17 protein-coding genes are annotated in these 22,796 nt (G+C 64.6%); 12 read left to right on the forward strand and 5 right to left on the reverse strand.

Translation table 11 applies throughout. From position 1 onward, the window contains the following. Nucleotides 1-49 precede the first annotated feature (49 nt). From AAN986_RS08570 to AAN986_RS08590, 5 genes are all read left to right on the forward strand, one after another. A complete protein-coding gene (locus AAN986_RS08570; protein WP_046238473.1) occupies nt 50-841 on the forward strand; it encodes an RNA methyltransferase in 792 nt (263 codons plus the stop codon). 174 nt (nt 842-1,015) lie between these two features. Then, complete coding sequence (gene carA / locus AAN986_RS08575; RefSeq protein ID WP_016447475.1) at nt 1,016-2,188, forward strand: glutamine-hydrolyzing carbamoyl-phosphate synthase small subunit; 1,173 nt, start codon at nt 1,016-1,018, stop codon at nt 2,186-2,188. Continuing rightward, complete coding sequence (carB, locus tag AAN986_RS08580) at nt 2,181-5,429, forward strand: carbamoyl-phosphate synthase large subunit (protein WP_016447474.1); 3,249 nt, start codon at nt 2,181-2,183, stop codon at nt 5,427-5,429. Before carA ends, carB begins: the two co-directional genes overlap by 8 nt. A gap of 251 nt (nt 5,430-5,680) precedes the next feature. After that, entirely contained in the window at nt 5,681-6,157 is a 477-nt protein-coding gene (greA, locus tag AAN986_RS08585) for a transcription elongation factor GreA (protein ID WP_016447473.1), read from the forward strand. Between the two features lie 44 nt (nt 6,158-6,201). Then, entirely contained in the window at nt 6,202-6,645 is a 444-nt protein-coding gene (locus AAN986_RS08590) for a DUF4149 domain-containing protein (RefSeq protein WP_047218939.1), read from the forward strand. 77 nt (nt 6,646-6,722) lie between these two features. Here AAN986_RS08590 and AAN986_RS08595 read toward each other — a convergent pair whose 3' ends face one another. Continuing rightward, the gene (locus AAN986_RS08595) at nt 6,723-7,517 is read right to left on the reverse strand and encodes a hypothetical protein (RefSeq protein WP_016447471.1); all 795 of its coding nucleotides are present in this window, start codon (nt 7,515-7,517) and stop codon (nt 6,723-6,725) included. Nucleotides 7,518-7,530: 13 nt separating this feature from the next. Next, nucleotides 7,531-8,004, reverse strand: a complete 474-nt coding sequence (locus AAN986_RS08600; RefSeq protein ID WP_012206726.1) for a YhbY family RNA-binding protein — start codon at nt 8,002-8,004, stop codon at nt 7,531-7,533. Between the two features lie 31 nt (nt 8,005-8,035). Here AAN986_RS08600 and AAN986_RS08605 point away from each other — a divergent pair, with 31 nt between their 5' ends. From AAN986_RS08605 to glmM, 4 genes are all read left to right on the forward strand, one after another. Next, complete coding sequence (locus tag AAN986_RS08605; protein ID WP_016447470.1) at nt 8,036-8,689, forward strand: RlmE family RNA methyltransferase; 654 nt, start codon at nt 8,036-8,038, stop codon at nt 8,687-8,689. Between the two features lie 171 nt (nt 8,690-8,860). Beyond that, nucleotides 8,861-10,783, forward strand: coding sequence for an ATP-dependent zinc metalloprotease FtsH (ftsH, locus tag AAN986_RS08610; RefSeq protein ID WP_016447469.1), 1,923 nt, complete (start codon nt 8,861-8,863; stop codon nt 10,781-10,783). Nucleotides 10,784-10,921: 138 nt separating this feature from the next. Then, entirely contained in the window at nt 10,922-11,758 is an 837-nt protein-coding gene (gene folP / locus AAN986_RS08615) for a dihydropteroate synthase (RefSeq protein WP_016447468.1), read from the forward strand. A gap of 16 nt (nt 11,759-11,774) precedes the next feature. Next, the gene (gene glmM, locus AAN986_RS08620) at nt 11,775-13,118 is read left to right on the forward strand and encodes a phosphoglucosamine mutase (protein ID WP_047218940.1); all 1,344 of its coding nucleotides are present in this window, start codon (nt 11,775-11,777) and stop codon (nt 13,116-13,118) included. A gap of 86 nt (nt 13,119-13,204) precedes the next feature. Here the strand turns inward: glmM and AAN986_RS08625 are convergent, their stop codons facing one another. Both AAN986_RS08625 and AAN986_RS08630 read right to left on the reverse strand, forming a co-directional pair. Beyond that, entirely contained in the window at nt 13,205-15,058 is a 1,854-nt protein-coding gene (locus tag AAN986_RS08625; RefSeq protein ID WP_016447466.1) for an EAL domain-containing protein, read from the reverse strand. A 109-nt stretch (nt 15,059-15,167) separates the two neighbouring features. After that, on the reverse strand, nt 15,168-16,139 hold the full coding sequence (locus AAN986_RS08630; RefSeq protein WP_047218941.1) for a Ppx/GppA family phosphatase: 972 nt from the start codon (nt 16,137-16,139) through the stop codon (nt 15,168-15,170). Nucleotides 16,140-16,348: 209 nt separating this feature from the next. Between AAN986_RS08630 and ppk1 the strand changes: the two genes are divergently transcribed. Continuing rightward, complete coding sequence (gene ppk1, locus AAN986_RS08635) at nt 16,349-18,793, forward strand: polyphosphate kinase 1 (RefSeq protein ID WP_047218961.1); 2,445 nt, start codon at nt 16,349-16,351, stop codon at nt 18,791-18,793. 118 nt (nt 18,794-18,911) lie between these two features. Here ppk1 and AAN986_RS08640 read toward each other — a convergent pair whose 3' ends face one another. Continuing rightward, nucleotides 18,912-20,396 carry a Ppx/GppA phosphatase family protein gene (locus AAN986_RS08640; protein ID WP_047218942.1) on the reverse strand — a complete coding sequence of 495 codons (1,485 nt, stop codon included), beginning with the start codon at nt 20,394-20,396 and terminating at the stop codon, nt 18,912-18,914. A 247-nt stretch (nt 20,397-20,643) separates the two neighbouring features. Here AAN986_RS08640 and pstS point away from each other — a divergent pair, with 247 nt between their 5' ends. After that, nucleotides 20,644-21,684, forward strand: coding sequence for a phosphate ABC transporter substrate-binding protein PstS (gene pstS / locus AAN986_RS08645; protein WP_016447462.1), 1,041 nt, complete (start codon nt 20,644-20,646; stop codon nt 21,682-21,684). A 172-nt stretch (nt 21,685-21,856) separates the two neighbouring features. Further along, on the forward strand, nt 21,857-22,795 hold the full coding sequence (gene pstC, locus AAN986_RS08650; RefSeq protein ID WP_016447461.1) for a phosphate ABC transporter permease subunit PstC: 939 nt from the start codon (nt 21,857-21,859) through the stop codon (nt 22,793-22,795). Nucleotide 22,796: the final 1 nt, after the last annotated feature.

Below are 22,796 nucleotides of genomic sequence, written 5' to 3' on the forward strand. Positions count from 1 at the left end.
GCGCCCGTGGCGCTGTTCTTCGCTGTTCTCTTTGCCCGGAAGCCTTGCCATGAGCCGACAACCTGCCGCTACATCGATCCAGTCCCGTGACAACGCCCTGGTCAAGGATTTGCGAAGGCTTGCCCAGGACAGCGGGGCCTACCGCAAACAAGGACGTGTCTGGCTGGAGGGGGACCATCTGTGCCGTGCTGCCCTGGCGCGCGGCATGCAGCCCGCCGTGGCCGTGGTGGCCGAGTCCTTCTGGCCTCAGGTGCCGCTGGAGTGGGTGCAGGGCGCAGGCAAGTGCGTGGTGCTGTCCGATGCCGTGTTTGCCGAGGTCAGCGGACTGGAGTCTCCGGCGCGCATCGGCTTTCTGATGGACTGGCAGGCGTCGGCGGCCGTGCGTGCCGGCGTGGCCACCGTGGTGCTCGACCGTGTGCAGGACGCAGGCAACGTGGGCTCCATTCTTCGCAGTGCGGCCGCTTTCGGCTTCGGCCAGATCGTGGCCTTGAAGGGCACGGCTGCGCTGTGGAGCCAGAAGGTGCTGCGCGCCGGAATGGGCGCGCATTTCGGGCTGCACCTGGTGGAGTCGGCGTCACCCGAGGATCTGAGTGCGCTTGGCTTGCCCCTGATCGTGACCAGTTCCCATCAAGGTGAACTGATCCAGAGCGCCGCTCTGCCCTGGCCGTGTGCCTGGGCCATGGGCCATGAAGGGCAGGGCGTTGGCGAGGCGCTGATGCAGCAGGCGGCGCAGCATGTGCGCATCGGCCAGCCGGGTGGTGAAGAGTCTCTGAACGTGGCTGCGGCTGCGGCAATATGCCTGCACGCAAGCAGCGTGAGTGCCGGCTCACGTCAAGGGTAATCCCGCCTCCTGTCAGGAGGCTGAAGCGCGACCAGCCTATAATGGGCGGCTTTCAAGCATTCCACAATACGCCTAGCGACGCTTCCTCGCCACCCCCTGCAGACAAGCTGTAAACCGCACGGACCCGTCCGTGCGGCACGCTGGGCGTAACCGTAATTAGAACCGGAGAACCCAGTGCTTTTGTCTCTCAAGGGAGCATTCCCATCCGCCATCCTGGCGCTCGCAGACGGCACGGTCTTTGTTGGCAACTCGATCGGTGCGCAAGGCACCACGGTTGGTGAAGTCGTTTTCAACACGGCAATCACCGGCTACCAGGAAATCCTCACCGACCCCAGCTACTGCCAGCAGATCGTGACGCTCACGTATCCGCACATCGGCAACTACGGCGTCAACGCAGAGGATGTCGAGGCTGGCAAGGTCCATGCGGCGGGCCTGATCATCAAGAACCTTCCGCTGCTGGCCAGCAACTTCCGCAAGTCCGAGACCCTGCCCGACTACCTCACGCGCAGCGGCACGGTGGCGATTGCCAACATCGACACGCGCAAGCTCACACGGCTGCTGCGCGACAAGGGCGCACAAAACGGCGCCATCGTCGGTTTGGCCGCTGGCGAAGAAGTGACCCAGGCGCGCATCGACGAGGCACTGGCTGCGGCCAAGGCGGCCCCCAGCATGAAGGGCCTGGATCTGGCCCAGGTGGTGAGCGCCGCCCAGCAGTACGAATGGACGGAAACCGAGTGGAAGCTGGGCGAAGGCTACGGCCAGCAGCAGGCCCCGCGTTTCCATGTGGTGGCCTATGACTTCGGCGTGAAGTTCAACATTCTGCGCATGCTGGCCGAGCGCGGCTGCAAGCTGACCGTGGTGCCGGCCAAGACGCCCGCCAAGGATGTGCTGGCACTCAACCCCGACGGCGTTTTCCTGTCCAACGGCCCTGGCGACCCGGAGCCCTGCGACTACGCCATTGCCGCGACCAAGGAACTGGTGGAGTCCGGCAAGCCCGTCTTCGGCATCTGCCTGGGTCATCAGATCATGGCCCTGGCCGCTGGCGCCAAGACCTTCAAGATGGCCAACAGCCACCACGGCGCCAACCACCCCGTCAAGGACCTGGACAACGGCCGCGTGAGCATCACCAGCCAGAACCACGGTTTTGCCGTGGAGATGGAGTCCCTGCCCGACACGCTGCGCGCCACGCACATCAGCCTGTTCGACGGCACGCTGCAAGGCCTTGAGCACAAGGACAAGCCTGCGTTCTGCTTCCAGGGCCACCCCGAGGCTTCGCCCGGCCCGCACGATATCGCCTACCTGTTTGACCGCTTCACGGCGCTGATGGAGAAACACAAAAATGCCTAAGCGCACCGACCTCAAAAGCATTCTGATCATTGGCGCCGGTCCCATCGTCATCGGCCAGGCCTGCGAGTTTGACTACTCCGGCGTGCAGGCCTGCAAGGCGTTGCGCGAAGAGGGCTACAAGGTCATCCTGATCAACAGCAACCCTGCCACGATCATGACCGACCCGGCCACGGCCGACGTCACCTACATCGAGCCCATCACCTGGCAGACGGTCGAGAAGATCATCGCCAAGGAGCGTCCCGACGCCATCCTGCCGACCATGGGCGGCCAGACCGCGCTGAACTGCGCGCTGGACCTGTGGCGCAACGGCGTGCTGCACAAGTACAAGGTCGAGCTGATCGGCGCCACGCCCGAGGCCATCGACAAGGCCGAGGACCGCCTCAAGTTCAAGGATGCGATGACGCGCATCGGCCTGGGTTCGGCACGCTCGGGCATCGCCCATTCGATGGACGAAGCCTGGGCCGTGCAAAAGGAGATGGGCTTTCCCACCGTCATCCGCCCCAGCTTCACGCTGGGCGGCACGGGCGGCGGCATTGCCTACAACCCCGAAGAGTTCGAGACCATCTGCAAGCGCGGCCTGGAAGCGTCGCCGACCAATGAGCTGCTGATCGAGGAATCGCTGCTCGGCTGGAAGGAGTACGAGATGGAAGTCGTCCGCGACAAGGCGGACAACTGCATCATCATCTGCTCCATCGAGAACCTGGACCCCATGGGCGTGCACACCGGCGACTCGATCACCGTTGCGCCCGCGCAGACGCTGACCGACAAGGAATACCAGATCATGCGCAACGCCTCGCTGGCGGTGCTGCGCGAGATCGGTGTGGACACGGGTGGCTCCAACGTGCAGTTCTCGGTGAATCCGAAGGACGGCCGCATGATCGTCATCGAGATGAACCCGCGCGTGTCGCGCTCCTCGGCGCTGGCCTCCAAGGCCACGGGCTTCCCCATCGCCAAGGTCGCTGCCAAGCTGGCCGTGGGCTATACGCTGGACGAACTCAAGAACGACATCACGGGCGGCAAGACGCCTGCGTCGTTCGAACCCTCGATCGACTACGTGGTCACCAAGATCCCGCGTTTCGCGTTCGAGAAGTTCCCGGCTGCCGACAACCGCCTGACCACGCAGATGAAGTCCGTGGGCGAGGTCATGGCCATTGGCCGTACCTTCCAGGAGTCTTTCCAGAAGGCGCTGCGCGGCCTGGAAGTCGGCGTGGACGGCATGAACGAAAAGACCCAGGACCGCGAGATCCTCGAAAAGGAACTCGGCGAACCAGGTCCGGACCGCATCTGGTATGTGGGTGACGCCTTTGCTGCCGGCTGGACGCTGGACGAAGTGCACAACATCACCAAGATCGACAAGTGGTTCCTCGTGCAGATCGAAGAGATCGTCAAGATCGAACTCGAACTGGACAAGGTCTACGAGGAAAAGGGCGATGCCGCGCTGGCTGCACTGGATGCCACCACGCTGCGCACGCTCAAGCAAAAGGGCTTCTCCGACCGCCGCCTGGCCAAGCTGCTGCACAGCACCGACAAGGCCGTGCGCGAGGCGCGCAAGGCACTGGGCGTGCGCCCCGTGTTCAAGCGCGTGGACACCTGCGCTGCCGAGTTCGCCACCGACACGGCCTACATGTACTCCACCTATGACGAGGAGTGCGAAGCCGAGCCGACGGACAAGAAAAAGATCATGGTGCTGGGCGGTGGCCCTAACCGCATCGGCCAGGGCATCGAGTTCGACTACTGCTGCGTGCATGCCGCGCTCGCCATGCGCGAGGACGGCTATGAAACCATCATGGTCAACTGCAACCCCGAAACCGTGTCCACCGACTACGACACCTCGGACCGCCTGTATTTCGAGCCGCTGACGCTGGAAGACGTGCTCGAAGTCGTGGCTGTCGAGAAGCCGGTCGGCGTCATCGTGCAGTACGGTGGCCAGACGCCCCTGAAGCTCGCCCTGGGCCTGGAAAAGGAAGGCGTGCCCATCATCGGCACCACGCCCGACATGATCGACGCGGCCGAAGACCGCGAGCGCTTCCAGAAGCTGCTGCATGAGCTGGGCCTGCGCCAGCCGCCCAATGCCACGGCCCGTACCGAGCCCGAAGCGCTGGAAAAGGCGGCCGGCCTGGGCTACCCCCTGGTCGTGCGTCCCAGCTATGTGCTGGGTGGCCGTGCCATGGAAATCGTGCATGAGCAGCGCGACCTGGAGCGCTACATGCGCGAAGCCGTCAAGGTCAGCAATGACTCGCCCGTGCTGCTGGACCACTTCCTGTCCAACGCCATCGAGTGCGATGTGGACTGCGTGCGTGACCGCGAAGGCGCCGTCTTCATCGGCGGCGTGATGGAGCACATCGAGCAGGCCGGCGTGCATTCGGGCGATTCCGCCTGCTCGCTGCCGCCTTACTACCTCAAGCCCGAGACCGTGGCCGAGATTAAGCGCCAGACGGCTGCCATGGCCAACGCGCTGAGCGTGGTCGGCCTGATGAACGTGCAGTTCGCCATCAAGGAAACGGCCGATGGCGACGTGATCTACGTGCTGGAAGTCAATCCGCGTGCCTCGCGCACCGTGCCCTTCGTCTCCAAGGCCACGGGCATCCAGCTGGCCAAGGTGGCTGCGCGCTGCATGGCCGGCGACACGCTGGCCCAGCAAGGCATCACCAAGGAAGTCACGCCGCCGTACTTCAGCGTCAAGGAAGCCGTCTTCCCGTTCGTGAAGTTCCCGGGCGTGGACACCATCCTCGGCCCCGAGATGAAGTCCACCGGCGAAGTCATGGGCGTGGGCAAGACCTTTGGCGAAGCCTTCGTCAAGAGCCAGCTGGGCGCCGGCGTGGCACTGCCCACCCAGGGCAAGGTCTTCCTGACCGTGAAGAACGCCGACAAGCCGCGCGCCGTGGCCGTGGCCAAGGAACTGGCTGCCATGGGCTTCGTGCTGTGCGCCACGCGCGGCACGGCAGCGGCCATCTCCGAGGCAGGTATCGAGGTGCAGCTCGTCAACAAGGTGACCGAGGGCCGTCCCCACATCGTGGACATGATCAAGAACGGCGAGATCGCCATGGTCATCAACACGGTGGAAGAGCGCCGCAACGCCATCGCCGACTCGCGAGCCATCCGCACCAGCGCCCTGCTGGCGCGCGTGACCACCTTCACCACCATCTTCGGTGCCGAAGCCGCCGTCGAAGGCATGAAGTCCATGGGCAACATGGATGTGCACTCCGTCCAGGAACTGCACGCCCAGCTGCAAACGGCCTGATCCTTCCGCGCTGCCGCCCCTCGTTTCTGACGAGGTGCAGCCGGCGGCACTGTCCGACAGTGCCGCCGGGTTTTCCCACCGAAGCTGGTGGTCAAACGCGGCATAATGGACCACATGACTTGATGAAACCGCCGCGCGGCAACGTGCGGCGGTTTGCTTTTGGGGCGCAGGCCCTGCCGCCATACTGCCGGCCCGCCTGTGCCAAAGAAGCCGCGCAACGCGCGGCGTTTGCTGCACATGGAGACTTTTCAATGGCCACCATTCCCATCACCAAGCGCGGAGCCGAGAAACTCAAGGACGAGCTGCACCGTCTGAAGACCGTGGAGCGTCCTTCCATCATCCAGGCCATCGCCGAGGCCCGTGCCCAGGGCGACCTGAGCGAAAACGCCGAGTACGAGGCCGCCAAGGACCGCCAAGGCTTCATCGAGGGCCGCATTGCCGAGGTAGAGAGCAAGCTGTCCGCAGCCCAGATCATCGATCCTTCCGCCGTGGATGCCGGCGGCCGCGTGGTCTTCGGTGCAACGGTTGAACTCGAAGACGAGGACAGCGGCGACACGGTCAAGTACCAGATCGTCGGCGAGGACGAGGCCGATCTCAAGCTGGGCCTGATCAACGTCTCCAGCCCCATCGCACGCGCGCTGATCGGCAAGGAAGAAGGCGATACCGCTGTCGTGCAGGCACCGGGCGGCGAGCGCCGCTATGAAGTGGTGTCGGTGCGCTACCTCTGATGCGTCAGTGCCTATGCCTCGATCGTTGAGGAAGGCCTAAGCCCATGAGCAACCTGTACGAGCGCGTTCCCCTGCTGGCCGCTGCCCTGTGGTGGGGCAGCCTGTCGGCCATCGGCTTCATGGCCGTACCCATGCTGTTCGCCCACTTGCCCACGCCGGCTGTCGCGGGCTTCATGGCTGCCAAGCTGTTTGCCGCGCAGACCTGGGTGTCCATCGCCTGCGCGGCCGTGCTGCTGGTCCTGTCCCGGCGCAGCAAGGAGTCGGTCCTGCAGCCCTGGGCCAAGGCCTGCCTGGGCTTTGTGATCGCAGGCATGCTGCTGGCATTTGTCGTCCAGTACGGCGTGTCGCCGCGCATCGTTGCACGCGACAACCTCAAGCTGTGGCACAGCGTGGGCACGGTGATGTATGCGCTGCAGTGGCTGTGTGCGCTCGTCGTGCTGTGGCGCATAGGCCGTTCGTCTCAAGCGAACACCCGGACCACGGCCTGATCCCGGTCCTGCCGGTTCGGCACCATGCCAAACAAAAACGCCCGCAAGCGCGGGCGTTTTTTTGTGGGTCGAGCTGCTCACTCGTGCCAGTGCTCGGCCACCCAGGTGGCAGGCCGGATATAGCGAAAGCGCCGATTGCGCCGGCCGGCCAACGCGTCGGGCGGGTTGCATTCGCCGTGGAAGATCACCACGCGCGCACCATCCGGCACGAAGGGCGGCTTCCAGTAGTTCGTCGGCCATGCGGGAATGCAGTGGTACTTGAAGCTGGGGCACCAGGCCTGCGGCCAGTACTTGAGCTTGCCCTGCTTGTGCAGCATGTCGGACAGATAGGCCTGTTCATTGCGAAAGTTGCGGCGTATCTCTTCGAAATGCGTGCGGAAGTAGTCCAGCACCTCGGGGTGGGCACCCAGCTCGAAGCGGTACACCGAGGAATTGCCCGTGATGCGCCACGGACGCTTGTAGTCGTGGATGATCAGGAATTCGCCGGGCTCGGTGAAAAAATCGTCCAGCGGCCCGGTGATGACCACGTCCACGTCAAGAAACAGCGCCGTGCCGCGCAGGCCGTGCAGGTCGGCACTGAAGGTGGCGAGCTTGTTCCAGCCGCGTTCCGGAATGCCCGCGGGCAGGTTCAGCGGAGGAATCGGCAGGCATTCGACCTCGTCGCGAATCCCCACGCCGTCATCGGTCAGGCAGACAAGGCGAAAATCGCCCTTCAGATGCCGACGCACCATGGCGTAGAGCCTGTTGACATACTCCGGACCGTACTTCTTGCCCCACTTCATGCAGATCACGAAGCGCTGCTGCGCAGAGGGGGAGGCGGAGGGCGGTTGCGCGGCCTGGGCCACGCTGGCGGCATGGGATGCTACGGTCATGGATGCGGCGGACTCAGTCTGCCTGACGCTTCTTGACCGACTTCTGCTTGGGCTTGGCGCGCTTGACCTGGCCACCTGCCGTCAGGCGCTGGTTGCCCAGCACGCGGATCTGCTTGACCTCGGGCTTCTGGCCCGAGCGCTTGCTGAACTTGAGCAGCTTGACATCGCGAGGGCCGGGCATGCGGTTCTCGTCGATGGCTTTTTCCTTTTCCGGCATGGGGCGCCAGAGCACGAGCAGCTTGCCGATGTGCTGAATGGGTGCAGCGCCAAGCTCGTCGCACAGCTGCAGATACATCTGCTCGCGTGCGGCGCGGTCGTCGTTGAAGACACGGACCTTGATCAGGCCATGTGCGTTAAGGCCGGCGTTGACCTCCTTTTGCACGGCAGCCGTCAGGCCGTCACCCCCGATGAGGACCACGGGGTCCAGGTGGTGTGCGTTGGCGCGGTGTTCCCGGCGCTCGGCGGGAGTCAATTGAATTTGGGGCATGGCCGTATTATCGAGGCTGAAAGAATCCAGCATGAAAGTCAACACAAAAAGCAAGAAGGTCAACAAGGCTTGGCTCAACAGCCACGTCAACGATCCTTACGTCAAGGCCGCCCAGAAGGACGGCTACCGCGCGCGCGCGGCCTACAAACTCAAGGAGATCGACGAGCAGCTCAAGCTCATCCGGCCGGGTGCCACGGTGGTGGACCTGGGCTGCGCACCCGGGGCTTGGAGCCAGTATGTGCGCCGTTGCCTGTCGCCCAACGGGGCGGCCGTCGGCGCGCTCAACGGCCGCATCATCTCGCTGGATCTGCTGCCCATGGAGCCCATCGAGGGCGTGCAGTACATCCAGGGCGATTTCCGCGAGGAGCCGGTTCTGGCCCAGCTCCAGGAGGCCCTGGGCGGGGGCAAGGCCGACGTGGTGGTCTCCGACATGGCTCCCAACCTGTCGGGCAACGGCACGACGGATGCGGCGCGCATTGCGCTGCTGGTCGAACTGGCGGTTGATTTTTCCATCCACCATATGAAACCTGAAGGCGCCTTGGTCGTGAAGCTCTTCCACGGCGGGGCCTACGATGACCTGGTTGCGCTGTTCCGGCAGACCTTCAAGGTGGTCAAGCCGATCAAGCCCAAGTCCTCGCGTGACAAGTCTTCGGAGACGTTTTTGGTGGGCATGGGGCTCAAGTAGGCCTGTGCAGCCGCCCGGCGCTGCCCTGACCCGGGTCAAGACCGTATTCAAGCTATGGCTGCTATAGAGGGATATAGGCGACCAGCCAGCTTGAAACACCTAAAATGGACCGCAAATACGCTTCGAGCACGCTGGAAGTCGTTTTATCTGTATCCCCCATTGGAGCCCCGCTTGAACAATCAGTGGTTTTCAAAAATTGCCGTCTGGCTGGTCATCGCCATGGTGCTGTTTACGGTGTTCAAGCAATTTGACACCCGTGGCGGCGCTGGCGCGTCCCATGTCGGTTACTCCGAGTTCCTGGAAGAGGTGCGAAGCAATCGCATCAAGAGCGCCACCATCCAGGAAAGCCCCGGCGGCACCGAGATCGTGGCCACGACCAACGATGACCGCAAGGTGCGCACCACCGCCACCTACCTGGATCGCGGGCTCGTGGGTGACCTGATCAACAACAACGTCAAGTTCGACGTCAAGCCCCGCGAAGAAGGCTCGGTCCTCATGACCCTGCTCGTCAGCTGGGGGCCCATGCTGCTGTTGATCGGCGTGTGGGTGTACTTCATGCGCCAGATGCAGGGCGGCGGCAAGGGCGGTGCCTTCAGCTTCGGCAAGAGCAAGGCGCGCATGCTGGACGAGAACAACAACACCGTGACCTTTGCCGACGTTGCAGGCTGCGACGAAGCCAAGGAAGAGGTCAAGGAAGTCGTGGACTTCCTGAAGGACCCCAACAAGTTCCAGAAGCTCGGCGGCCGCATTCCGCGCGGCCTGCTGCTGGTAGGGCCTCCGGGTACCGGCAAGACGCTGCTGGCCAAGTCCATCGCTGGTGAAGCCAAGGTTCCGTTCTTCAGCATCTCGGGCTCCGACTTCGTTGAAATGTTCGTCGGCGTGGGCGCGGCCCGCGTGCGCGACATGTTCGAGAACGCCAAGAAGAATGCACCCTGCATCATCTTCATCGATGAAATCGATGCCGTGGGCCGCCAGCGTGGCGCAGGCCTGGGCGGTGGTAACGATGAGCGTGAGCAGACCCTGAACCAGATGCTGGTCGAGATGGACGGTTTTGAGACCAACCTCGGCGTGATCGTCGTGGCTGCAACCAACCGTCCCGACATCCTGGATGCGGCGCTGCTGCGCCCCGGCCGTTTCGACCGCCAGGTGTATGTGACGCTGCCCGACATCCGTGGCCGCGAGCAGATCCTCAATGTGCACATGCGCAAGATCCCTGTAGGCCAGGACGTGAATCCGGGCGTGATCGCCCGCGGCACGCCCGGCATGTCGGGTGCCGATCTGGCCAACCTCTGCAACGAAGCAGCCCTGATGGCCGCGCGCCGCAATGCGCGCACCGTCGAGATGCAGGACTTCGAGAAGGCCAAGGACAAGATCATCATGGGCCCCGAGCGCAAGAGCATGGTCATGCCCGAGGAAGAGCGCCGCAACACGGCCTACCACGAGGCAGGCCACGCACTGATCGGCAAGCTGCTGCCCAAGTGCGATCCCGTGCACAAGGTCACCATCATCCCGCGCGGCCGTGCGCTGGGCGTGACCATGAGCCTGCCCGAGAAGGACCGCTACTCCTACGACAAGGAGTTCATGCTCAACCAGATCGCCATGCTGTTCGGTGGACGCATTGCCGAAGAAGTGTTCATGAACCAGATGACCACGGGCGCGAGCAACGACTTCGAGCGGGCCACGCAGATCGCACGCGACATGGTCACCCGCTACGGCATGACCGACGCGCTGGGTCCCATGGTCTATGCGGAGCAGGAAGGCGAGCCTTTCCTGGGCCGCTCGATGAGCAAGACCAACAGCATGAGCGAGCAGACGATGCAGAAGGTGGACCAGGAGGTTCGCCGCATCATCGACGAGCAGTACGGACTGGCGCGCAAGCTGATCGAGGACAACTCCGACAAGATGCATGCCATGGCCAAGGCCATGCTCGACTGGGAAACCATCGACGCCGAGCAGCTCGATGACATCATGGCCGGCCGTGAGCCGCGTCCTCCCAAGGACTGGGTGCCGCGCAACCCTCCGTCGTCCGACGGTGGCAACTCGTCCGGCGGCACGCCGGCAGTGGATGCCGACCCTGCGCCCACCACGGCCTGAGCTGCTTGCCGCAGAATCGGCCAATCCCATGCAAAGGGCCCTGAGGGGCCCTTTTGCTTTGCTTGCAGGATGTGTTCAATTGCCCGCAACGGCCAGCGATGAACCCGGTCCGGCGGGCGCCTACCTTCAGGAAATCCCATGCCGCATCAATGGCAGACTTCGCGCTTTGTTCTAGACCTTCAGCGTCCACTGGTCATGGGCATCGTCAATGTGACGCCCGACTCGTTTTCCGACGGCGGGCGGCACAACACGGTGGAGCAGGCCTTGCGGCATGCAGAGCAACTGGTCAGTGAGGGCGCGCACATCCTCGATATTGGCGGCGAGTCCACCAGGCCCGGCTCACCGGCTGTTCCGCTGGATGAGGAGTTGCGGCGCGTGCTGCCTGTTGTGCAGGGCGCGGTGCAATTGGGCGTGCCTGTCTCCGTCGATACCTACAAGCCCGAGGTCATGCAGGCCGTGCTGGATCTGGGGGCCGATATCGTCAACGACATCTGGGCGCTGCGCCAGCCGGGCGCGCAGCAGGTGGTGGCCGCGCACCCGAGCTGCGGCATCTGTCTCATGCACATGCATGGCACGCCGCAGGACATGCAGACCACGCCCATGCAAGGCGATGCCGTGCCCGCCGTGCGCGATTTCCTGCAGTTGCACAGCGATGCCCTGCTGGCCCGGGGCGTGGCGCGCGAGCGCATTGTCTGGGACTATGGCATCGGCTTCGGCAAAAGCGTGGCACAGAATTTTTCCCTGCTTGCACGCCAGCATGAATTGCTGGGCCTAGACTTCCCGCTGCTGGCCGGCTGGTCGCGCAAGGGCTCGCTCGGGCAGGTCAGTGGCCGTCCACAGGGCCAGCGCATGGTGCCCAGCGTGGCGGCGGCACTGCTGGCGGTGGAGCGTGGCGCGCGCGTGGTGCGCGTGCACGACGTGGCCGATACGGTGGCGGCATTGACGGTCTGGCAGACCATGCACGACAACGACTGAACAACAAAGGAGCACTATGGCACGCACATATTTTGGTACCGATGGAATTCGCGGCCTGGTGGGCCGTTCGCCCATCACCCCCGACTTCGCGCTGCGTCTGGCGCATGCCGTGGGCCGTGTGCTGCGGCGCAAGGAAGCCCGTCCCACGGTGCTGATCGGCAAGGACACGCGGATCTCGGGCTACATGCTGGAGAGCGCGCTGGAGTCCGGGTTCAACTCTGCCGGCGTGGACGTGATGCTGCTGGGCCCCCTGCCCACGCCGGGCGTGGCCTATCTGACGCGCGCCCAGCGCGCCAGCCTGGGCGTGGTCATCAGCGCCAGCCACAACCCTTATTACGACAACGGCATCAAGTTCTTCAGCGCACAGGGTACCAAGCTGCCCGATGCCTGGGAGGAAGAGGTCGAGCAGGCCTTGACCGAAGATCCCGTATGGGTCGACTCTGCCGCTCTGGGAAAGGCCCGGCGCCTTGAAGACGCGGCAGGGCGCTACATCGAGTTCTGCAAGAGCACCTTCGACCATGCGCTCACGCTCAAGGGTGTGAAGATCGTGGTCGATGCAGCCCATGGCGCGGCCTACCAGATCGCCCCCAAGGTCTTCCATGAACTGGGGGCCGATGTGGTGGCCATTGGCTGTGCGCCCGATGGACTGAACATCAACGAAGGCGTGGGTGCCACCCATCCCGAGGCCCTGGTGCTGGCCGTGCGAGCGAACAAGGCCGACTTCGGTGTGGCGCTGGATGGTGATGCCGACCGGCTGCTGCTGGTCGATGCGGCTGGCCGGCTCTACAACGGCGACGAACTGCTGTACCTGATGGCGGCCGATCGGCTGGCGCGTGGCGAGGCCGTGCCGGGTGCCGTGGGCACACTGATGACCAATATGGCCGTGGAGGTGGCGCTGAAGTCCCAGGGGGTGGGCTTTGTGCGCGCCAAGGTCGGCGACCGCTATGTGCTGGAGGAGCTGCACCGGCAGGGCTGGACCCTGGGGGGCGAGGGCTCGGGCCATCTGCTGGCGCTGGACAAGCACACCACGGGCGATGGCCTGGTCAGCGCGCTGCAGGTGCTGCAGGCCTGCGTCCGTTCGGGCAAGAGCCTGTCGCAGTGGCTGTCTTCGGTCCAGCTGTTTCCCCAGGTATTGCTCAACGTGCGGCTGCAGCCGGGCCAGGACTGGAAGCGCAACACCCAGCTGGAGGAAGCCACCGAGGCCGTCAAGGCCGAATTGGGCGATACGGGGCGCGTGCTTATCCGCGCCAGCGGCACCGAGCCTTTGCTGCGCGTGATGGTGGAGGCACGCGATGGCGACCAGGCCAGCCGCTGCGCCGAGCGCCTGGCCAGCGTGGCGAAGAATTCACCCATGCCCTGAGCGGCGGGCGGCACGTTCCCGGCCATGGAAAGCCGAAGCTGCAGTCTTCGGCTTTTTCGTCTGCAGACCGTGGCGCGGTGAGCCGTTCAGCCCTGGCTGCGCAGAAAGGCCTCCAGCGCCTGGGGCGGCAGCGGGCGGCTGAAATGGTAGCCCTGGGCTTCATCGCAGCCTTGCTCGCGCAGGAACTCCAGCTGCGCCTCCGTTTCCACGCCTTCGGCCGTGGTCTGCATGCCCAGGGCCTGGGCCATGCGGATGATGGCGCTGACTATGGCGCGGTCATTGCTGTCGTGGTCCAGGTCCTGGATGAAGGACTGGTCGATCTTGAGTTTGTAGATCTGAAAGCGCTTGAGCTGGCTCAGGGATGAATAGCCGGTGCCGAAGTCATCCATGGCCAGGCGCACGCCATGCTCGCGCAGCCGGTCCATGGTGGCCGTGGCCTGGCGCGGATCATGGATGGCCACGCCCTCGGTCAGCTCCAGCTCCAGAGAATCGGCCGGCAGGTCGCTGTCGAGCAGGATGCGGTTGATGATTTCGGGCAGTTGCTGCTGGTGGAACTGGATGGCCGACAGGTTCACGGCCACCTTCAGGTCCCGCAGCCCCGCATTGCGCCAGGCCTGCAGTTGCTGCATGGCGCTGCGCAGCACCCATTCGCCGATCTGCAGGATCTGGCCGCTATCCTCGGCGACGGGGATGAACTCCGCGGGCGAAACCGAGCCCAGCTCGGGATGCTCCCATCGCAGCAGTGCCTCCACGCTGCGCACGCGTCCGGTGCTCAGGGTGATCTGCGGCTGGTAATGCAGATACAGCTGATTGCGTTCCAGCGCCCGCCGCAAGGCGTTCTCCAGCTGCAGGGCGCGCAGGGACTGGGCCTGCATCTGCGGAGTGAAGAAGCGGTAGGTGTTGCGGCCGGCCTGCTTGGCGTGGTACATGGCCGCATCGGCGGCCTGTGTCAGCGAGTCGATGTCGTGGCCGTCGCGCGGGTACAGCGCGATGCCCATGGACGGCGCAATGGTCAGTTCGTGGCGGTCGATCTGGTAGGCCTGGCGCGACGCCTCCTGCAGCTTGCCTGCCACGCGGGCCGCACCCTGGGCATTGGCGCCGGGCAGCAGCAGCACAAATTCGTCGCCGCCGATGCGGGCCACCGTATCGCGGTCGCGCACGACGGCACGCAGGCGGCGGGCAATCTCCACCAGCAGGGCATCGCCCACGCGATGGCCCAGCGAATCATTGACATGCTTGAAATGGTCCAGGTCCAGGAACATCACGGCCAGCGGCGTGTCGTTGACCTTGGCCAGCTCGATGGCGCGGGCGCTGCGCTCGGCCAGCAGCGTGCGATTGGGCAGGCCGGTGAGCGCGTCGTAGTGCGCCATCCAGTAGATGCGTTCCTGGTCCAGCTTGCGGTCGGCGATCTCGCGGTGCAGGTTCTCCACCGTGGCGCTGAGTTCGCGTGTGCGGTCGCGCACCTGCTGCTCCAGCAGTTCGTGGGCCTGGCTCAGGGCCTGCTGGGCGCGCAGACGGTCGTCGATGTCGCTGACGATCCAGATGGAGCCTTCGCGTGCATCGCCCGGATTGATGAGCCGGCCCGTCAGTTCACCCCAGAACAGGCTGCCATCCTTGCGGCGCAGGCGGCGCTGCGTGCGAAAGGACAGGCCCGCGCTCAGCGTGCGATAGGCCTCGCGCCCCAGGCTGCGCAGCTCGTCGCGGCTGGGGTGCAGGTGCTCGCTGTTGATGCCGACCAGCGCATGCTCGCCCGCGTAGCCGAAGATGTCGGCATAGCACTGGTTGCATCGGACGATGACGCGCTGGCGGATGAAGACGATGCCCACGCCGGCATTGTCGAGCAGTGCCTGCTGCTCGCGCAGGCTGCGCTGCAGCGACGCCGCCATCATCGAAGACGGACGTTCGAGTACAGGGTCGTACGCAATCGTCGGCGCGGACATGGCGAAGCGTTAGGGCGGTGGTAAAGGGATGAGGGGGAACTTACAAAGTGTAGCACTTGCGCGCAAAACAGCATTTTGTCGTTCCCTGGCGAGGGCAGGGCCTTGGTTTTCAGGTGCCGGTGGACTGTCGTTGCCGGCCCTTGGCCTGCGCATCGAGCTTGTGGGCCAATTCATAGAGCACGCCATGGCGCAGGGCTCCGTGCGTGACGCGCATGCGCTCGATGCCCAGGCTGGAGAAGATGCCCCGCATCACGCTCATGCCGCCGCCGATCATGGGGCGCAGCTCTTCCTTGAGTCCGTCCATGTTCACACGGTCGACATAGCCTGCGCGCAGCAACTGCGCATGCAGCCAGTCCAGTCCCTGCCGCGTGATCCAGCCGGCCGTGCCGCCGGGCGCATGGGCCAGGACCTTGACAATGGCACCGGCCGTGCCCGAGGAGCCATAGGCATGGCTCCATTGCCCGGCAGCAAAAAGTCCTGCTTCGGGCGCAATGATGTCGGCCACGTCTGCTTCGGCCTGGGACAGGGCCTGGGCCGACAGCTCGCCATCGGGGAAGTGGCGCAGGGCCCAGGTCACGCTGCCGAAGGCGAAGGAGCGTGCCTGCAGTACTTGCCGCTGCTGACCCAGGCACAGCTCGGTCGAGCGGCCGCCGATGTCCACCACCAGCCTCCGCTGGGCGCTGGGCGGCAGCAACTGGGCGACGCCGCGATAGATCAGGCGTGCTTCCTCCTCGCCGTCAATGACCTCGATGGGGCAGCCCAGGATGCGCTGGCCTTCGTCCAGGAAGATCTGGCGATTCGATGCCTCTCTCAGCGTCTGCGTGGCCACTGCACGTACGCGGTGGCGGGGCAAATCACCCAGCACCTGCGCATAGCGCTCCAGGCAGGCCCAGCCGCGCTGCATGGCCTCCAGGCTCAAGGCGCCCTGGGCGTCGAGGGCGCTGCCCAGGCGTATGGCTTCCTTGCGATGGCTGAGCAGCTGTACCTTTGCGCCGTCGCTGCGGGCCATGGCCAGCAGGCAGCTGTTGGAGCCAATGTCGATGGCGGCCAGGCGGCTTTCGGGGGGATTGGAAGAGGACATGCGCGAAAGGCGGACGACGGCACGGCTGCGGCAGGTTTGCAGCAGCCAACGGCATCCAGGGGAAGGCAGCTAGCTTAGCACCCCGGCGATGTCGCGTCGCTCTCGTGCCGGTGTGACTGGGTCATGACTTTTGCGTGACGGTTTCTGCGCCGTTGCTTGCGCCTGACTTGGCTTGTATGACAGATGTCATGAACAGAGGAATGCATGTCATGAACTTGTCACAAATCCGGGGCAGACTGCCCGAATCCCCGGCTAGCGGGGTGACTACCGGGTCCTGCCCAGGCCGGGCCCCTGCATCCATGCCCCAGACATTCACGCCGATTCCCGGTGGCGCCTCTGCCGCACCTGCCGAACCAGAACATGAACAGGGAGCGCGTGCCGTGCCCGCAGGGCCGGCTTCGCTGGGCATGGCCCGCCAGACAGCTCCCATACCCGTCTCTGCACCCCTGAATGTCCCGATGATGCCTCTGGCGAAAAGCCTCTCCACCGCCTTGTCGGAGCTGCAGGGCCAGGCCATTGCGGCTTCTGCCTCTGCTTCTTCTGCAAGGCTTCCCGCCCCCGAATACACTGGACTGCACGCCACAGCCGAAAGCGGTGAAGTGCAAGAGCAGCAGCAACAGTTTCTTGACCGTGACCATTGCATCCTGGCCTTCAATGAGCGCGTGCTGGACTGGGCCGTGCGTGAAGATGTGCCGCTGCTGGAGCGTTTGCGCTATCTGTGCATCGTCTCCTCGAATCTCGACGAATGGTTCGAGGTGCGTTGCGCCCCGCATGTGACGGCCGCCAAGGCCGGCGACGCCAAGGGCCTGTACACCCTGCAGAGCTTCCGCTCGCTGATGGACAAGGCGCATGAGCTGGTATTGCGCCAATACACGCTGTACAACCAGTCACTGATTCCCGCCTTTGCGGGGCAGGGCATACGCGTGGTATCCCATGGCGAGCGCAGCAGCGCCCAGCGCAAATGGGTGCGCGAGTACTTCCTGCGCGAAGTCCAGCCGCTGCTCATGCCCGTGGGCCTGGACCCATCCCATCCATTCCCCCAGGTGGCCAACAAGGCGCTGAACTTCATCGTGCGCCTCAAAGGTGTCGATGCCTTTGGCCGTGCCAACGAGGTGGCCATCGTCAAGGTGCCGCGTGTCTTGCCGCGCCTGGTGCGCCTGCCCGAGAAGATCGCGGGCAAGCAGCGCCTGTTCGTGAGCATCTCCAGCATCGTGCGCGCCCATCTCGTCGAGTTGTTCCCGGGGCGTGAGGTGGCGGAGTTTGCGCAATTCCGTGTCACGCGCCATTCGGACCTGGCAGTGGATGAGGAAGACGTCAGCGACCTGCGCACGGCCCTGCGCCAGGGTCTGCACCATCGCCACTACGGCCAGGCGGTGAGGCTGGAGGTGTCCTTTGCCTGCTCGCCCATGCTGTCCGACCTGCTGCTGGGCCAGTTCGGCCTGCCGACCGAGGCACTGTTCCGCGTCAAGGGGCCCGTGAACCTGGTGCGCCAGTCGCAGCTGGTGGATCTGGTCGATGACCCCGCGCTGCTGTTTCCGCCTTGGCGTCCGGCATGGCCGCGCCAGCTGCAGCCGGGCCGCTCGGTGATGGCCCAGATACGCAAGCGTGATGTGCTGATCCACCAGCCCTTCGAGAGCTTCGACGGCGTGCTGGAACTGCTGCGCGAGGCCGTCAACGACCCCGAGGTGCTGGCCATCAAGCAGACCATCTACCGCACGGGATCGGACTCCGAGATCATGCAGCTGCTGGCCGAGGCGGTTCGCCGCGGCAAGGAAGTGCTGGCCGTGCTGGAACTCAAGGCCCGCTTTGACGAAGAGGCCAACATCAACTCCGCCGAAAAGCTGGAGGCCTTGGGCGCCCAGGTGGTCTACGGCGTGCTGGGCCTGAAGACGCACGCCAAGATGCTGCTGATTACCCGGCGCGAAAAGCGCAGCGGCCAGCTCAAGCGCTACGGCCACCTGTCCACCGGCAACTACAACGTGCGCACGGCGCGCCTGTACACCGACATCAGCCAGCTGACCTGCGATGCGCAGATCACGGCCGACATGGATGCCGTGTTCAGCCACCTGTCCAGCCACAACCGCTTGCCCAAGCTGCACCAGCTTGTGATTGCACCGTTCCAGCTGCACGATCGCATGCTGGCGCTGATTGCCCAGGTGGGCGAGGCCGCACAGCGCGGCGAAGAGGCGCGGATTGTGCTGAAGATGAATGCGCTGACTGACGAGTTGCTCATGCAGGCCCTGGTGCGTGCCGGTCAGCAGGGCGCACGCATCGATCTCATCGTGCGCAGCGCCTGCATGCTGCCGCCGCAGCGCAAGGGCTGGACGGACAACATCCGCGTGCGCTCCATCATCGGCCGCTTCCTGGAGCATTCGCGCGTCTTCTACTTCGCCTGGGGCAATCAGCAGGAACTGCTGCTGTCCAGTGCGGACTGGATGAACCGCAACATGATGCGCCGGGTGGAGCTGGCCTGGCCTGTGCGCGATCCGGCGTTGCGCCAGCAGGTGATAGACGAATGTCTTGTCGCCAGCCTGCATGACAACCGCGACGCCTGGACGCTGGAAGCCAATGGCGCCTACCAGCGCGCACCCTATCCGACCACGGGCCTGGGGGCGCAGAACGCCTTGATGGAGCGTTACGGCCCTCGGGCCTGAGCCGCATATCCTGTCAGGGCGCCGCGCGCCTGCCCTGTGCAATCGAAAAAGCCCCGCCAACGCATTGCGCTGGCAGGGCTTTTTGCTTGTCGCTGCGGCAGCCGGAGATGTTCGGCGTTCAGTGCAGATGCAACTGCAGCGTCCAAGGCGTCTTCTGCCAGGCCACGGCTTCGGTGCGCAGCAACTGGGCGGACTGCGGGTAGCTCCTGGTCCAGCCTTCCGGCACGGTCAGGTGAAAGACGCTGTCCGAGCGGTGCAGGCGCATGCCCTGCAGATCGGGATCGCGCCGGGCGTGGCACAGCTGCACGGCCAGGCGCAGCGCCAGCAATGGCCAGGCCACGGCCCGGTCCTCGATGGCAGCCTCGAGCTTGCGCAGCTTGCCCTGGTGGCCAAGCACCAGCTGGGTGATGCGTTCGCGCAGCTCCACGGGCCAGGTGGCAGCACTGCAGTGTTCGGTGATGTAGGCGCCGTGGCGGTGGTAGGCGCTCAGAGAGATGCGCATGCCGATCTCATGCAGGCTGGCAGCCGTGTCCAGTGCGTGCGTGGCCAGTGCATCGGGCGGCTGCTGCGCCTGCAGCGATTGCCAGGCCCAGCGTGCCACCTTGCGAACACGCAGAGCGTGGGATGTGTCAATGCCGAAGTCCTGTTGCAGCGCCGCGATCTCGGCGGCTTCGCGATCGGCAGGCGGCTCGTGTTCCAGCAGATCGTGCAGCACGCCCTGGCGCAGCGCGCCCTGTGCAACCTCCAGTTCGTCGATGCCCAGCAGGCCCAGGGCGGCCATCAGAATGCTCAGGCCGCCGGCGATGACGGCTCGCCGGTCTTCCTTGAGTCCGGCCAGGCGGATGCGGTCCACGTGACCGGCGTCCATCAACTGCTCATGCAGCCAGCGCAGGCTGTCGGGCGTGATCAGCCCGCCGGAATATCCGTTGGCAGCCAGGATGTCGCCCACGGCGTTGGCCGTGCCTGACGATGCATAGGCGCAGTCCCAGGCGGTGGCTGGATAGGCCGATACGGTCTGGGTGAGGGCTGCCTGCGCCGCCTTGATGGCGGCCGAGAAGTGCGCGCGCGACAGCGTGCCCTCGCCAAAGAACTGCGTGCTCCAGGCCACGCTGCCTATGGGGTAGGAGGCCACCTGGCGCGCTTCGCCATGCTGGCCGATGATGACTTCGGTAGAGCGCCCGCCAATGTCCACCACCAGACGCCGTTGAGACGACGGCGGCAGCAGGCTGGAGACGCCGCGATAGATCAGCCGGGCCTCTTCCTCGCCCGAGATGACTTCGATGGGAAAGCCCAGCAGGGTGCTGCCTCGCGCGATGAAGACATCGCGGTTGCGGGCCTCGCGCAGGGTCTGTGTGGCCACGGCGCGGACCTGGTCGGCCGCAAAGCCGGCCAGCCGTTCGCCAAAGCGTGCCAGGCAGTCCCAGCCGCGTTGCATGGCTTCGTCAGTCAGTTCATGGCGCTCGTTGAGCCCATTGCCCTGGCGCACGGTTTCCTTGAGGTATTCCACGCGCTCTATGCGCTGGTGGCTGCCGACGCGGCCTATTTCGAGGCGAAAGCTGTTGGACCCGAGGTCAACGGCAGCGAGCAGGGATTCTGGTGCCATGAAAGAAACGCCAATCAAGATTCGTCGAGCACGATTGCACAGCGATGTCCGAGGGGGCAGGGCTGCACCTGTCTGGTGCCTGCTCGTGCGACACACAAGACTAAGACGGAATTGTGACATCGCGATGACCGGGTTCTTACATGGGAAGGCCTGCTGTTTGTGACGCCTTTTTTCCATGTCACATCAATGTCACAAAGCCTTCTTACAGTCCAGCCATCGCATCTTTCAACCCCTAAGAGGTCTGTACATGAAGTTGTCTGTGATTCACATTCTGGTGGCTGGTGCTCTGTCTGCGGGCGGCGTGGGCCAGGCCCTGGCTCAGCAGGAAGCCACCGGCGCAGGCGCCAGCTTCCCGGCTCCGCTGTACTCCAAGTGGGCTGCGGACTACAACAAGGCCACCGGCGTGAAGATCAACTACCAGTCCGTGGGCTCCAGCGCCGGCATCAAGCAGATCGAAGCCAAGACCGTGGACTTCGGCGCCTCCGACGAGCCGCTCAAGGATGAAGAACTGGCCAAGAAGGGTCTGGTGCAATTTCCCACCGTGATCGGCGGCATCGTGCCCGTGGTCAACATCAAGGGCATCCAGCCCGGCCAGCTCAAGCTGACCGGCCAGGTGCTGGGCGACATCTACCTGGGCAAGATCAGCAAGTGGAATGACGAGGCCATCAAGGCCCTGAACCCGGGCGTGAACCTGCCTGACGCCACCATCGCTCCCGTGCGCCGCGCTGACGGCTCGGGCACCACCTTCGGCTTCACCAACTACCTGTCCAAGGTCAATGCCGAGTGGAAGGAAAAGGTTGGCGAAGGCAAGGCCGTGAACTGGCCCACGGGCGCAGGCGGCAAGGGCAACGAAGGCGTGGCCGCCTTCGTGGGTCGCCTGCCCAACTCCATCGGCTACGTCGAGTACGCCTACGTCAAGCAAAACAAGCTGACCTACACCCAGCTGCAGACCGCAGGCGGCACCTTCGTGTCCCCTGATGACGCCACCTTCAAGGCCGCTGCTGCCGGTGCCGACTGGGCCAAGAGCTTCTACCAGATCCTGACCAACCAGCCTGGCAAGGAGGCATGGCCCATCACCTCGGCCACCTTCATCATCATGCACAAGGCCCAGGACAAGCCTGCACAGGCCGCTGCCTCGCTGAAGTTCTTCGAGTGGGCCTACAAGTCCGGCGACAAGACCGCCACCGACCTGGACTACGTGCCCATGCCTGACGCCGTCAAGAACGTGATCTTCCAATCCTGGGGCCAGATCAAGGACACCTCCGGCACTGCCATTTCCCTGAAGTAAACCCTGAAAAGGGGACCATGGCGCACCGCCGGCAGGTGCATCATGGCTCCCCTGATCCCTTCACAAACCGCGAATAAAGGCGCCTCACGTGTCCACAACGTCGCCCTCGAACTCGCTGGCCGCCTCTGCACAGGCTTCCCAGCGACGCACACCTTCTCCGCTACGCCCCCCGATGCTGTCGGGGCGCGTAGCGGATCGCTTGTTTGGCGCTCTCGCGCGTCTGGCCGCGCTGCTGACGCTGGGCCTGCTGCTGGCCATCCTGGCCTCGCTGCTGGTCGGTGCCTGGCCCGCCATCTATGAATACGGCCTGAGTTTCCTCGGCCGCAGTGTCTGGGACCCCGTTCGCAACGAATTCGGCGGCCTGGTCATGATCTACGGCACGCTGGCCACCTCGGCCATCGCTTTGCTGATTGCGGTGCCCGTGAGCTTCGGCATCGCGCTGTTCCTCACCGAGCTGTCGCCGGCCTGGCTCAAGCGCCCGCTGGGCACGGCCGTGGAGCTGCTGGCCGCCGTGCCTTCCATCGTCTACGGCATGTGGGGCCTGATGGTGTTCGGCCCCGTGCTGTCCACCTATGTGCAGCAGCCCCTGCAAAAGCTGTTCCAGGGCGTTCCCTATCTGGAGGCCTTCGTGTCCGGCCCGCCGGTGGGCATCGGCATCCTGTCGGCCGGCATCATCCTGGCCATCATGATCATTCCCTTCATCGCCTCCGTGATGCGCGATGTGTTCGAGGTCACTCCGGCCCTGCTCAAGGAGTCCGCCTATGGCCTGGGTTCCACGACCTGGGAAGTGGTCTGGAAGGTGGTTCTGCCCTACACCAAGACCGGCGTGCTCGGCGGCGTGATGCTGGGCCTGGGCCGTGCATTGGGCGAGACCATGGCCGTGACCTTCGTGATCGGCAACATGAACCAGCTCAACTCGCTGTCGGTCTTCGAGGCTGCCAACAGCATCACCTCGGCCCTGGCCAACGAGTTCGCCGAAGCGGGCGAGGGCCTGCACCAGGCCTCGCTGATCTATCTGGGTCTGGTGCTGTTCTTCATCACCTTCGTGGTGCTGGCTTGCTCCAAGGTCCTGCTCAACCGCCTGCAAAAGAATGAAGGAGCACGCTCGTGAG

Source organism: Delftia sp. DS1230 (assembly GCF_040112715.1).
Classification (GTDB): Bacteria; Pseudomonadota; Gammaproteobacteria; order Burkholderiales; family Burkholderiaceae_C; genus Comamonas; species Comamonas tsuruhatensis.